8 protein-coding genes, 1 tRNA gene and 2 pseudogenes are annotated in these 13,191 nt (G+C 73.0%); 3 read left to right on the forward strand and 8 right to left on the reverse strand.

Translation table 11 applies throughout. The features are described from left to right. The first annotated feature begins 72 nt into the window (after positions 1-72). Positions 73-1,094, forward strand: a pseudogene (locus VSR01_RS12370) (ABC transporter ATP-binding protein). Positions 1,095-1,186: 92 nt separating this feature from the next. On the opposite strand, the gene VSR01_RS12375 reads toward VSR01_RS12370, so the two are convergent. From VSR01_RS12375 to VSR01_RS12405, 7 genes and pseudogenes are all read right to left on the reverse strand, one after another. Next, a complete protein-coding gene (locus tag VSR01_RS12375; protein ID WP_326449301.1) occupies positions 1,187-1,915 on the reverse strand; it encodes a hypothetical protein in 729 nt (242 codons plus the stop codon). Further along, positions 1,912-2,334, reverse strand: a complete 423-nt coding sequence (locus VSR01_RS12380; protein ID WP_326449302.1) for an acyl-CoA thioesterase — start codon at positions 2,332-2,334, stop codon at positions 1,912-1,914. The genes VSR01_RS12375 and VSR01_RS12380 overlap by 4 nt, the downstream gene beginning before the upstream one ends. Then, the gene (gene ettA, locus VSR01_RS12385; protein ID WP_326449303.1) at positions 2,334-3,998 is read right to left on the reverse strand and encodes an energy-dependent translational throttle protein EttA; all 1,665 of its coding nucleotides are present in this window, start codon (positions 3,996-3,998) and stop codon (positions 2,334-2,336) included. The genes VSR01_RS12380 and ettA overlap by 1 nt, the downstream gene beginning before the upstream one ends. Positions 3,999-4,176: 178 nt before the next feature. Beyond that, positions 4,177-5,575, reverse strand: a pseudogene (locus VSR01_RS12390) (LAETG motif-containing sortase-dependent surface protein). A 241-nt stretch (positions 5,576-5,816) separates the two neighbouring features. Continuing rightward, positions 5,817-6,245, reverse strand: a complete 429-nt coding sequence (locus VSR01_RS12395) for a single-stranded DNA-binding protein (protein ID WP_326449304.1) — start codon at positions 6,243-6,245, stop codon at positions 5,817-5,819. 137 nt (positions 6,246-6,382) lie between these two features. Then, positions 6,383-8,305 carry a GTPase gene (locus VSR01_RS12400; RefSeq protein WP_326449305.1) on the reverse strand — a complete coding sequence of 641 codons (1,923 nt, stop codon included), beginning with the start codon at positions 8,303-8,305 and terminating at the stop codon, positions 6,383-6,385. Between the two features lie 4 nt (positions 8,306-8,309). Continuing rightward, a complete protein-coding gene (locus VSR01_RS12405) occupies positions 8,310-9,983 on the reverse strand; it encodes a dynamin family protein (RefSeq protein WP_326453614.1) in 1,674 nt (557 codons plus the stop codon). Between the two features lie 335 nt (positions 9,984-10,318). Between VSR01_RS12405 and VSR01_RS12410 the strand changes: the two genes are divergently transcribed. Beyond that, positions 10,319-10,391: transfer RNA gene (locus VSR01_RS12410), tRNA-Arg, on the forward strand. A gap of 194 nt (positions 10,392-10,585) precedes the next feature. Here the strand turns inward: VSR01_RS12410 and VSR01_RS12415 are convergent. Beyond that, on the reverse strand, positions 10,586-10,858 hold the full coding sequence (locus VSR01_RS12415; RefSeq protein WP_326449306.1) for a DUF6296 family protein: 273 nt from the start codon (positions 10,856-10,858) through the stop codon (positions 10,586-10,588). A gap of 302 nt (positions 10,859-11,160) precedes the next feature. Between VSR01_RS12415 and VSR01_RS12420 the strand changes: the two genes are divergently transcribed. Further along, entirely contained in the window at positions 11,161-13,143 is a 1,983-nt protein-coding gene (locus VSR01_RS12420; RefSeq protein ID WP_326449307.1) for an aconitate hydratase, read from the forward strand. Positions 13,144-13,191 lie beyond the last annotated feature (48 nt).

The following is a 13,191-nucleotide window of genomic DNA, read 5'->3' on the forward strand; positions in this document are numbered from 1 at the left end:
GGGGCGTCCGACGCGGCGAGCAGCGCGGCACGGGGCGGGGCGCGCGACGTCGGCCTGCGTCCCGCCGCGGCCGTGGACGCCCGACCCGCGGCACGCAGCCTCGCGGAGCTGGAGCGCGCCGCGGCCGAACGCCGGGACCGCCCCGCCTACGGCAAGGACTCGCTGATCAGCTGCGACCGGCTGGTCCGGATCTTCACTGCGGACGGCGTCGAGGTGCAGGCCCTGCAAGGGCTCGACCTGCTGGTCGCGCAGGGCGAGCTGATGGCGCTGGTCGGCGCGTCCGGCAGCGGGAAGTCGACGCTGCTGAACATCCTCGCGGGCCTCGACGTGCCCACCGCCGGCGCCGCCTCGGTCGGCGGCTACGACCTGCTCGCCATGGACGCCGCGGCCCGGCTGCGCTACCGCCGCGAGGTCGTCGGCTTCGTCTGGCAGCAGACCGCCCGCAACCTGCTCCCGTACCTGACCGCCGCCCAGAACGTCGTCCTGCCCATGCAGCTCGCCGCCCGCACCGGCCCACGCGGCCGCCGCCGGCGCGCCGAGCGGGCCGCCGGCCTGCTCGACATGCTCGGCGTCGGCCACTGCCGCGACCGGCGGCCCGCCCAGATGTCCGGCGGCGAGCAGCAGCGCGCGGCCATCGCCGTGGCGCTCGCCAACAACCCCGCGGTCGTCCTCGCCGACGAGCCCACCGGCGAGCTGGACTCCGCGACCGGCGAGCAGGTCTTCGCCGCCTTCCGCACCGCCAACCAGGAGCTGGGCACCACCGTCGTCGTGGTCACCCACGACCACGCGGTGGCCGGCGCCGTGCAGCGCACCGTCGCCATCCGCGACGGCCGCACCGCCTCGGAGGTCGTGCGCCGCACCGAGGTCACGGCCAGGAGGCCATGGTGGCCAGGGAGTACGCCACCGTCGACCGCGCCGGCCGCCTCCAGCTCCCGCGCGACTACACCGAGGCCCTCGACATCCGCTCACGCGTGCTGCTCGAACTGGAGCCGGACCACATCGCCGTCCGCCCCGACCGGCCGGACGCCGAAGCGCCCCGCCCCCGGCCCGCCGCCGACGACGCCGCCTCCCCCGAGCGGCCGGACCCGGCGTAGCGCCGCTCCCGCCTCCGGGCCGGGCGGGTGCCACGCCGGTTGCGCGGTCGGTCCGTACGCCTACGCCGCGCGGGTCCCGTGCCGCGCCGGTCTCAGCGCGGCGAGACCGTCAGGCCCGCCGCCGCGGTCGCGGTGCGCATCGCGACCGAGCCGTAGCCGGTGCGCAGCCTGAGCCACGGTCCGGCCGTCAGCACGGCCGGCGCGTCCTGCTCGGGTCCGCCCGGCCGCAGGAAACCGAGCGCGTGCGCCGCGTGGACGAGACGCAGCGGCACCTCCACGCCCCCTGCGGGCGGAACGTCCGCCGGGCCGCCCAACGGCCTGCGCCACAACTCCTCCGCCAGCGCGTCCAGCCCGGCCCGGGTGCGCTGCTCGGGCACCAGCGCCTCGGTCCGCGCCCGGAACTCCGCGACCGTCCGCGCCGCCGCCTCCCGCACCGCCGCCGGGTCCAGTTCGGCTTCACGCCGCCAGCCGGTGCGCGGCGGGAGGAGCCCGGCCCACGAGGGCCCGGTGACCGACGCCGGCACCGTGAACTCGCCGCCGTCCGCCGCCGCGGCCACCGCCTCCAGCAACTCCCCCGCGGACACGGTCGCGTCGACCGCCTGTCCGACGCCTGCTCCGCCGAGCGCCATGCTGCGCACCGCCAGCACCGAGCCGAACGGCGGCTGTCCGAACACCCCGAGCGCCGGCTCCTCCTCGGCCGACCTCAGCCGGACCACCGCCGCCTTGTCCCAGCGCACCAGCCTGCCGAGGAAGGCCGCCATCCCGGCCTCCCCCGCCCGAACCGCGCCGGCGTCCCCGGCCAGGGCGAGCCGCACGCTCATGCGGCCACGGCCCCCTCGTCGCGGAACTGCTCCAGGAACGCCTTCTCCTCCGCGGTGATCCGCCGGGGCCGCTGCGTCGTCAGGTTGTACGGCACGACGACCGTCGCAGCCCGGGCGTAGAGCGTCCCGGGGTCCTTGACCTCGTAGCGCACCGTCATGGACGCCGCCGAGATGTCGGTCACCCACGTCTCGACGTCGACCGGCTCGTGCCGGTGCACCAGCGGCCGCAGGTAGTCGATCTCGTGCCGGGCCACCACGCTCCCGCCGGTGAACGACGCCGCGCCCTCCCCCGGCGCCAGGCGGAACATGAAGTCGATCCGCGCCTCCTCCAGATAACGGAGGAAGGCCACGTTGTTGACGTGCCCGAAGGCGTCCATGTCCGCCCAGCGCAGGGGGCAGCGGAAGACGTGCCGAGCCATCAGCCGCGGGTCAGCTTCTTGTAGGTCGCCCGGTGCGGGCGCGCGGCGTCCGGACCCATCCGCTCGACCTTGTTCTTCTCATAGGACTCGAAGTTGCCCTCGAACCAGAACCACTTGGAGTCGCCCTCGTAGGCGAGGATGTGGGTGGCGACCCGGTCCAGGAACCACCGGTCGTGGGAGACGACCACGGCCGCGCCCGGGAACTCCAGCAGAGCGTTCTCCAGCGAGGACAGCGTCTCCACGTCGAGGTCGTTGGTCGGCTCGTCCAGGAGCAGCAGGTTGCCGCCCTGCTTGAGGGTGAGCGCCAGGTTCAGCCGGTTGCGCTCACCGCCGGAGAGCACCCCGGCCGGCTTCTGCTGGTCCGGCCCCTTGAAGCCGAACGCCGACACGTACGCCCGCGACGGCATCTCCACCTGCCCGACGTTGATGTAGTCCAGGCCGTCGGACACGACCTCCCACAGCGTCTTCTTCGGGTCGATGTTGGCCCGGCCCTGGTCGACGTACGAGATCTGCACGGTCTCGCCGACCTTGATGCTCCCGGAGTCGGCCTCCTCCAGGCCCTGCAGCATCTTGAACAGCGTGGTCTTGCCCGCGCCGTTGGGGCCGATGACGCCCACGATGCCGTTGCGCGGCAGGGTGAAGGACAGGTCGTCGATCAGCACCTTGTCCCCGAACGCCTTCGACAGGTGCTCCACCTCGACGACGATCGCGCCCAGCCGCGGGCCCGGCGGGATCTGGATCTCCTCGAAGTCCAGCTTCCGCATCTTGTCCGCCTCGGCGGCCATCTCCTCGTAGCGGGCCAGTCGGGCCTTCGACTTGGCCTGCCGCCCCTTGGCGTTGGAGCGGACCCACTCCAACTCCTCCTTCAGGCGCTTCTGCCGCTTGGCGTCCTTCTGCCCCTCGACCTTCAGCCGGGACGCCTTGTTCTCCAGGTAGGTGGAGTAGTTGCCCTCGTACGGGATCGCCCGACCGCGGTCCAGCTCCAGGATCCACTGGGCCACGTTGTCCAGGAAGTACCGGTCGTGGGTGACCGCCACGACGGTGCCCGGGTACTTGGCGAGGTGCTGCTCCAGCCACTGCACGGACTCCGCGTCCAGGTGGTTGGTGGGCTCGTCGAGCAGCAGCAGGTCGGGGGCCTCGAGCAGCAGCTTGCACAGCGCGACCCGGCGCTTCTCACCGCCGGACAGGTTCGTCACCGGCCAGTCGCCGGGCGGGCAGCCCAACGCGTCCATGGCCTGCTCCAGCTGCGCGTCCAGGTCCCAGGCGTTGGCGTGGTCCAGCTGCTCCTGGAGCTGGCCCATCTCCTCCAGCAGCGCGTCGGAGTAGTCGGTCGCCATCAGCTCGGCGATCTCGTTGAACCGGTCCAGCTTCGCCTTGGTCTCGGCGACGCCGTCCTGCACGTTCTCCAGCACCGTCTTGGACTCGTCCAGCGGCGGCTCCTGGAGGAGCATCCCCACGCTGTAGCCGGGCGACAGGAACGCGTCGCCGTTGGACGGCTGCTCCAGCCCCGCCATGATCTTCAGCACGGTGGACTTACCGGCGCCGTTCGGGCCGACCACACCGATCTTCGCGCCCGGCAGGAAGCTCAGCGTCACGTCATCGAGAATGACCTTGTCGCCGTGCGCCTTGCGCGTCTTGCGCATCGTGTAGATGTACTCAGCCAAGAGAAACCGTCCGGCATTCGAGAAGGGCCAATGTGCGGCTCTGCCGCGCGAGGGCAGATACACCCCATCTTGCCAGCCGTCCACCCCGCCGTGCGAACGGGTTGGCCCGCTCGCCCGTCCGGGCCCCTCGCCGCCGGGTGGGACCCGGCGGTGAGGGGGTGCCGTGCGGTCGCGGGTCCTACTCGGAGGCCGCGCCGCTCTTCTTGCGGCGGAAGAAGAACGCGGTGCCGCCGCCGATCACCACGAGGGCCGCGGCTATGCCCGCGATCACCGGGGTGGCGTTGCTGCTACCGGTCTCGGCGAGGTCTCCGCCGGCCGGCGAGGGCTGGTTGGCCGGAGCGCTGGGGCTGGTGCTCGGCGCGGGAGCGGCGGTCTTGCAGTCCACCACGCCCTGGAAGGTCTTCACCGAGCCGTTGGGCAGCTTGATGTCGATCCTGTACTTCTGGTCCTCGGCCACCGGCACGGTGACCGTCCGGGACGCGCCCGGCGCCACGGTGTAGGTCTTGCCAGAGAGCTGGAAGACGAAGTCCTCGTCACCCTTGTTCGAGGCGGTGACGTCGACGCCGCCCTTGGCGCACACGACCTGTGCGGACAGCGCCGGGATCGGGCCCTTGCGGGCCCAGGTCAGCGTGGCCGCGGCGGTGACCGTGGCACTGTCGGAACCAGCCAGGATCTGCGACTGGCTCGGGGTGTCGGTCGCCGAGAAGGCGCGGCCGATGGAGATCTGGGTGGTCACCGAGACCTTCACCGAGGCGGAGCCGTCCGCGGTGCCGGCGGGCACGTCGAAGTACAGCTGCGTGCCGTCCTTCGCCGTGGTCAGCGCCTTGCCGTCCTTGTCGACCAGCTTCACCCCGGCCTGGCACGTCGGAGCCGAGCGCCACGTCCACCGAGTCGGCCGTGGTGTGGACGGTGATCGGGCCTATGCGGTCACCGGACTTGCCGGAGACGGACGCGGGATCGAGCGTCACCGACGGCTTGGGCTCGTCCAGCGTGACCGCGTGGCTGTTGAGGTAGTCCGACAGCACCTTGGCGTCCGCGTCGACCGCCTCGACCTTCACCGTCGGGTCGGAGAAGTGCCAGATCGCGACCTGGGTCCCCTCGGCAGCCTCGGCCTCGGTGAGCGGCTCCGGCAGGTTGACCCCGTCCGCGCCGAGCTTGGCGGACAGGGCCGCCACGTCCAGCTTGGGGTAGGAGTTGTTGAGTATCCACGCGATCTTCCCGGCGTCCGGGTTGCCGCCCAGCGTCGAGTTCTTCCAGCCGACCTCGGTGTAGCCGGCGCCGTCCGTGGTGTGGTGCTGGAAGTCGATGCAGTAGGTCTCGATCGTCCCGCCACCGGGCACCGTCATCGTGAACAGTCCCGCGGAGTACTTCGTCTCCTTGCCGCCGTCCTTGACGATCGCGGTGCCGAACTTGCCCTTCTCCAGTCCCTGGAGGACGGCCGTGGCCCCACCGGACGAAGGTGTGGCGCCGTCCGCGAACGCGGCCCCCGCCCCCGCCAGTGCGCCGGCCGCGAGCAGACCCGCGGTGGCTCCGGCGGCGGCGATGCGCGCAGCGCTCCGCCTGTGCTGAGTGAACATGTGTTTTCCCCTCCGGGCGAGGCATGGTCGTCGAGGGCGGCCCCGCCTGCAGCTTCGATCCCCCGTGCCTACGAACATGCAGATCCTAGGAACCACGCGTCACACCGGTACCGGTGGGTGGCAAAAGGACCGGCTCCGATTCGCAATCGTTACGCTTTCACGGGCACGCCTCCTTGATTGTCGACAAGTCCGCCATTCAATTCGCGGCGTAAATACCGCGGAAAACGGATACACCGGAAGCTCAGGGCACGGCGACCGCTTCGACTCCGGCGGGCGGCCCTTCCTGACGTTCCGTCACCGTCGGCGCGGACGCGCCGCCCCGGCTGAACCGGGCCACGCCGCGGTTGAGGTCGTGCCCGACGGACACCGCCTCGATCTCCGCGGACAGATATCGCCGCCCGTCCTTCTCGTCGTCGCGGATTCTCAACCGCCCATGCACCAGCAGGGGTTGACCGAGTCCGACGGACTCCTTCACGTGGGCGGCGAGACTGCGCCACGCGCGCACGGTGTAGAAGCTCGTCGGCCCGTCCGTCCACGCCCCGCGCTCGGCGTCGTAGCGCCGCGTGGCCGTCGCGAGCCGGAAACGCGTGAGCTGTACTCCGGCGCCCGTCGTCTGCGACTCGGGCTCGGTGGCGACATTTCCCACGACGGTGACCAGGGTCTCGTTCATCGCACTCTCCCCTTTCAAGGGATTTCCTCGACCGCGCTCCCGATCGGAACGCGACAAGGACATCGTGCTCGAATGTCGACCCTTCTGAACGGACCAAACCAAATCTGTGGACAACTACCGCATTGTGGATAACTCCGTCACCCGGAGGGGTGACGGACGGGTCCGGGAGCCGCTCCGGACACCACCGCGTACTGTTCGCGGACCTCGCGGTACCGCATCAGCTCGGCCGCCACCGGTTCCAGGACCCGGGCCCGGCCGCAGTCGGCCGCCGCGTCGCGCAGCCGGCGCTCCACGGCCTGTCCGTAGCGCCGGGCCGGGCCGCGGGCGGCGATCCGACAGCCGAGACCGACCATCGGACCGCCCAGCGCGCCGGCCGCGGCCATCGCGAGCGGAATCCACCAGTTCATGACCAGCCAGCCGGTCGTCACAGCCGTCAGGCAGACCAGCCCGGCGAGCCCGAGCGCCATCAACAACATCTGCGTGGCACCGGCCGCCGCCCACCACCGAGGACCTTCCGGCGCGCCGGGCCTGGCCCGCTCGACCACCGCGTCCAGCGCGTCCGGCAGGTCGGCCCCGCCGCGCCGCGCCGCCTCACGAACCGCTTGGGCCCACGGAGCCGGCAGCCCGCGGGCCGCATCAGCCGACAGAGCTCGCACGGCCTCGTCGACGATCGGACGCGAGGCCAACGGGCGCGGCCCGATCGCCGGGGAGTCCGCCCCGAAAGAAAAAGAAGAGGGGGCCGGGCGCGGAACCCGTCGCGGGCCGGGGGGCAGTCGGGTCTTTCCTGCGGCGGCGGCACGGCCGCCCGCCGTCGGCCCCGCACCGGTCACCCGCAGGGGTGAACCGGTCTTTTTCCGTGCGAATCGGGAACCGCCGACGGGGCCGGTCCGTTCTCCGATCAACCGGCCCCACGGTGTCCCGCAGGCATTCCGGGCCGCTTGTCCCCAGTCCCTTTCCGCAGACTGACCGACTCCGCAGGCGCCCACGGCGTCCGCGAGCCGGTCGACGAACTCCTCGCGCGCCGGATCGGTGAGCCCGGCGCCGCCCTCGCCGACGTAGAGCGGCTGGAGACTGCTCGCCGCGCGGTCCATGTCCGCAGCCAACCGCCGCACCGCCGCGGCGCGTTCGGCCACGATCTGGGCCAGCACGGCGCGCAGGTCCGGCACGCCCTGCCCGGTGAGGGCGGAGGTCGCGAGCACGACGGCTCCCGCCTCCCCGTGCTCGCCCACCGCGAGGCCGTCCTCGTCGAGCAGCCGCCGCAGGTCGTCCAGTACCAGGTCGGCCGAGTCCCCCGGCAGCCGGTCGACCTGGTTGAGCACCAGCACGGTGACATCGGCGTGCCCGGCCAGCGGCCGCAGATAGCGCTCGTGCAGTGCCGCGTCGGCGTACTTCTCCGGGTCCAGCACCCAGACGACGACGTCGACGAGCCGCAGCAGGCTGTCCACCTGCTCGCGGTGCCCGGCCGCGGCCGAGTCGTGGTCGGGCAGATCGATGAGGACCAGCCCTTCGAGGCTTCGCTCCTCGGCTCCGCCGCGAGTTCCACCGGCCCCGGCGCCGCCGCCAACTGAAGAGTGGACATGGCCCGACTCCGGCCCGCCCCACCCGGAAGCCGGGCCCTCCAGGCGCCCGTATCTGGCATAGCGGTCCTGCGGGGCCACGCCCAGCCGGTCCAACAGCCCCGCCGCGCGCTCCGGCTGCCACGCGCAGGCGATCGGCCGGGCGGTGGTCGGACGCCGCACACCGGTGGGCGACAGGTCCAGACCGGTCAGCGCGTTGAAGAGGGTGGACTTCCCGCTGCCGGTCGCCCCTGCCACGGCCACCACCGTGTGGTCGAGCGACAGGCGCCGCCGCTCGCCGACCCGGGCCAGCAGCTCGCCCGTCTCGGCCAGCACGTCCGGGCTGATCCGGGTGCGCGACAGGCCCAGCAGCTCGCTCAGCGCGTCGGCCCGCGCGGTGAGGGGATCGGTGCGCCCGCGCCGGCCCGGCGGTGCGGGCGCCGCGGACGGTGTGCGGGCCGGGGCGCCGGAGGATGTGCGGGAGGACGTGCGGGCGCTGCTCACCCGGTCACCTCTCCTTCTGCAGTACGGACACGGTGGCGATCAGGGCGGACTGCTGGGCGGCGGTGACGTCGTGGTCGTCGACGGGGCCCAGGCGCCGTTCGCGCTCGGCACGCAGCAGGCCGGCGACCGTGTCGTCGAGCAGGTCCCCCGCGGCGTCACACAGGGAGAGCGCCGACTGCGCGCCGACCGTCTCGGCGAGCAGTTCCCCGGCGGCGCGACCGCGGCGTCCGCCGAGCACGGTCGTCATGAGCAGCGCCGTGACGGCCTCGGGGTCGGCGGGCGGGCGGTCCCCCGTGCGCCCGGCCCTGACCTCGGTGTACGCGAGGGTCGTGACGCCCTTGCGCCAGCGGCGGACCCGCTTGTCGATGCGGGCGGCGACGGCCACCTGCTCGCGGTCGGGGCGCGAGCCGGGCTCGTCCAGGAGGGCTGCTCCGGCGGGGTCCCCGCGCCAGGTCTCGGCGATGGTCTCGTCGGCGGTGTCGACCTCGGTCCGCAGCAGGGCGGAGAGTTCCTCGGTGAGCGCCTGCTGGAGTGCGTCTGGGCCGCAGGCGGGATAGCCGTGCCAGCGGGCCAGCGCCTCACCCGCGAGCGTGGTCCCGGTGGCGACGGCGTCGCCGATCCGCACGGCGGCCAGCTCATAGGCGTCCTCGACGGCCCGGGCCAGCCGGACCGCGGCGGCGTGCTGGGCGGCCGAGGCGGCGGCCAGCGCGGGCAGCCGGGTGCGCAGCGAGTCGAGGGTGCCGACCGCGGTCCGGCGGGCGGCGAGCTGCCGGGCGGCGGGGTCGTCGGCGCAGTGCGCCAGCCAGGCGCGCAAGGGGGCGACCGCGGTCTGCGGCAGCAGGCCGCCGCCGGCCGCGGACTCCGGCAGCTCGGGGACGGTGAAGCGGGGCACGTCGCCGAGCCCCGCCTTGGCCAGCAGCGCGGCGTAGCGACCGCCGACCTCGTCCGCGACCTGGTGCGGGACCCGGTCGAGGACGGTGGCCAGCGTGACGTCGTAGTCCCGGGCCGCGCGCAGGAGGTGCCAGGGCACCGCGTCGGCGTACCGCGCGGCGGTGGTGACGAGAATCCAGATGTCGGCGGCGCAGATGAGTTCGGCGGCCAGCTCGCGGTTGCGTTCGACGAGGGAGTCGATGTCGGGGGCGTCGAGCAGCGCCAGGCCGCGGGGCAGCGAGTCGTCGGTCTCCAGGCGCAGTTCGGGCCGCCGGCCGCCGGGCCGATCGCCGCCGCGGTCGTGGTCGCCGCGGTCGTGGTCGCCGCGGTCGTGGTCGCCGCGGTCGTGCGCGTCCTCGTCGGCGCGCGAGCGCTGCCGCACCGCCCAGGCGCGGTTCAGCCGCGGCAGCACCCGTGGGTCGGCGAACCAGGCGCGGTCCTCGGGGTGGCAGACCAGAACGGGAGTGCGGGTGGTGGGGCGCAGCACCCCGGGGGCACTGACCCTGCGGCCGATGAGAGAATTGACCAGAGTGGATTTTCCGGCCCCGGTCGACCCGCCCACGACGGCCAGCAGCGGCGCTTCCGGCGCGGTGAGCCGGGGAACGAGATAGTCGTCGAGCTGGGTCAGCAGCTCCAGGCGGGTACGGCGGGCCCGGGCAGCCCCCGGCAGCGGGAAGGGGAAGCGTGCGGCGTCGACACGATCACGCAGGGCAGACAGCGCGTCGAGCAGCTCGGGCCGTACGTCCAAGATCACCACAATGGCAGAATGCCCCATATTGCGGCAATTTTGAAGCTTATTCCGCGTAGCTTGCCCTATTCGGCCGCCCGGTGCCCCCATGTGACGAGCGGGAGCCAGGGGACAGAATGAGCCATCGGCATAACGAGTGCACAACAGCAGCATTTCGACGCGTCAAAAGCGATGCACCTTCCGCAGACGCCTGCGATTATCGGACCGCTTCACCGAACCTCCACAACGTGTCACGCGGGTGAAGCGCCCGGCAGCAGGCGTATGACGCCCTATCCTTGACCCGATACGAGGTCACGGAACCACCCAGGGGCGGAGACAGCCGCGGCCACTGTCCGGCCCCCGTAGCTCAGCGGATAGAGCAGGCGCCTTCTAAGCGCTTGGCCGCAGGTTCGAGTCCTGCCGGGGGCGCGCCGACCGACGATGCGCCCCGCACCACAGCGGGGCGCATCGTCGCAGTTCAGCCCCTTGTCCGAGGGATTCGCCGGCGCCACGGCCGGGCGGCCCGACCATGGGTGGCGACGATCCGGCCAGCAGCGCCGGCTCCGGTCCCGTTGGCTGAAAACAGCGGTCGCCGGATGGTGGTCACGTATAGGGGCGGAACGTCACCCGAGGGGTACGGCCTGGTAGCAGCGACGGCAGCCGCAGTCCTCGTCCGACGTCAGCGGCCACGCGGCCCCGTCGGCGATCTGGACGCGGAACTCCCCGGTGGCGTCGCAGTACACCGGGTCTCCCCCCGGACCCACCTCGGCGGTCAGGTGGACGACGACCGTTTCCGGCGGCGCGTGCCCGCCCCGCCCGTGCGGCACGGTGACGCTATAGCGCCGGCGTGCGGGCCGCGCGGGAGACGCGTGACGGCCGGGCAATGACGTGGACACGGCTCCTCCTCAGGGGAACCCCCTCCGGACGGAAGAACTCTCCCCCGATTTTTCCACCACGGGCAGGCCAAGGCCAGGGGCAAACCGTGACGGAAAGGGGCGGAACCGGGCGGTTTCGGCCGTGTCGGCGCGGAAGGGTGGGCCGGCGCCGAGCCGTTTGCCCGCGAACGCCAGGGGCACGCGTGGTGCGGGACGTGCCGGGACGTGCCGGGACGTGCCGGGACGTGCCGGGACGTGCCGGGGCGGCCTCGCGCACCCGCGCGCCCACGCTCCACAGCGCACACGCCGGGGAAGGAGCCCCCATGGTCGCGAAGCGGACACCTGGCGGTACGGTCGCGCACCGGCTGATCGGCGAGCACCTGGTGGAGGGCAGGACCGAGCCCGGCTCGGAGATCGGTCTGGCCGTCGACCAGACGCTGACCCAGGACGCCACCGGCACGCTGGTGATGCAGGAACTGGAGGCGCTCGGGCTGGACAGGGTCAGGACGCGCACCAGCGTGCAGTACGTCGACCACAATCTGTTGCAGGCCGACGAGCGCAACGCCGAGGACCACGCCTTCCTGCGCTCGGCGGCGCGCCGCTTCGGCCTCTGGTGCTCCAAGCCCGGCAACGGCGTCTCGCACCCGACGCACATGCAGCGTTTCGGGGTTCCCGGGATGACCCTGGCCGGCTCCGACTCGCACACCTGCGCCGCGGGGTCCGTCGGGATGCTCGCGCTCGGCACCGGCGGGCTGGAGGTCGCGCTGGCCATGGCGGGCCGCCCGCTGCACGTGACCATGCCGCGCGTGTGGGGCGTGCGGCTGACCGGGCACCTGCCGGAGTGGGTGAGCGCCAAGGACGTGGTGCTGGAGATGCTGCGCCGGCACGGGGTGAAGGGCGCGGTCGACCGCATCCTGGAGTACCACGGCCCCGGACTGGCCGGGCTGACCGCGATGGACCGGCACGTCATCGCGAACATGGGCGCGGAGCTGGGAGCGACCACCACGGTGTTCCCCGCCGACGACGCGGTGCGGGACTTCCTGCGCGCCCAGGGCCGCGAGGAGGACTTCCGCGAGATCGTCCCGGAGTCCGGGGCCGTGTACGACCTGGACGAGGAGATCGACCTGTCGGCGCTCGAACCCCTCATCGCCCGCCCCACCTCCCCCGGCAACGTCGTGCCGGTGCGCGAGGTCGCGGGCGAGCCGATCGGCCAGGCGGTCATCGGCTCCTCGGCGAACCCCGGGCTGCGGGACTTCGCCGTGGCCGCCGCGATGGCCAAGGGCCGGCAGACCGACGACGCGGTGAGCTTCGACGTCAACCCGACCTCGCGCGAGATCCTCCAGGACCTCACCCGCCGCGGCGCGACCTTCGACCTGATCGCGGCCGGCGCGCGCATCCACCAGGCGGGCTGTCTGGGCTGCATCGGCATGGGCCAGGCGCCGGCGGCCGGCCGCAACAGTCTGCGGACGTTCCCGCGCAACTTCCCTGGGCGGTCGGGCACCGAGGACGACGCGGTGTGGCTGTGCTCGCCGGAGACCGCCGCGGCCTCCGCGCTCACCGGCGTCATCACCGACCCCCGTGAGTGGGCCGCGGCGGGTCACGTCCGGTATCCGCGGCCGGACCTTCCCGAACACGCGGCCGTCAACACCGCGATGCTCCAGCCGCCCGCACCGCCGGAGGAGGCGGCGCTGGTGGAGTTGGAGCGCGGCCCCAACATCAGCGGACTGCCGCCCGCCGAACCGCTGCCCGATGTGATCGAGGGCCCGGCCCTGCTCAAGGTCGGCGACAACGTCTCGACCGACGAGATCTCCCCTGCGGGCGCGAAGGCCCTGCCGTATCGCTCCAACATCCCCAAGCTGGCCGAGTTCACGTTCACCCGCATCGACCCCGGCTATCCCGAGCGGGCCGCGGCGGTACGGGACGAGGGAGGCCACTTCGTGGTGGGCGGCGACAACTACGGCCAGGGCTCCTCCCGCGAGCACGCCGCCATCACCCCGCGCCACCTGGGCCTGAGGGCCGTCGTCGCCAAGTCCTACGCGCGCATCCACTGGCAGAACCTGGCGAACTTCGGCGTGCTGGCCCTGGAGTTCGCCGACCCGGCCGACTACGACCGCGTCGAGCAGGGCGACCGCCTCCGCCTGGAGGGCGCGCACGCCGCCCTCGCACCCGGCGCCGAACCCGCCCTGCGGCTGTGCAACATGACCAGGGATCAGGTTTACGACGTGCGTCACCGGCTGTCCGACGGCCGCCGCCGCGCCGTCCTGGCCGGAGGCATCATCCCCGAACTCGCCCGGCGCGACTCCTAGCGCACACGCCGCCGCGCCCGCGGGCGCCACCCCCATGAGCAGGGCGTA

Source organism: Actinacidiphila sp. DG2A-62, from assembly GCF_035825295.1.
Taxonomy (GTDB): domain Bacteria; phylum Actinomycetota; class Actinomycetes; order Streptomycetales; family Streptomycetaceae; genus Actinacidiphila.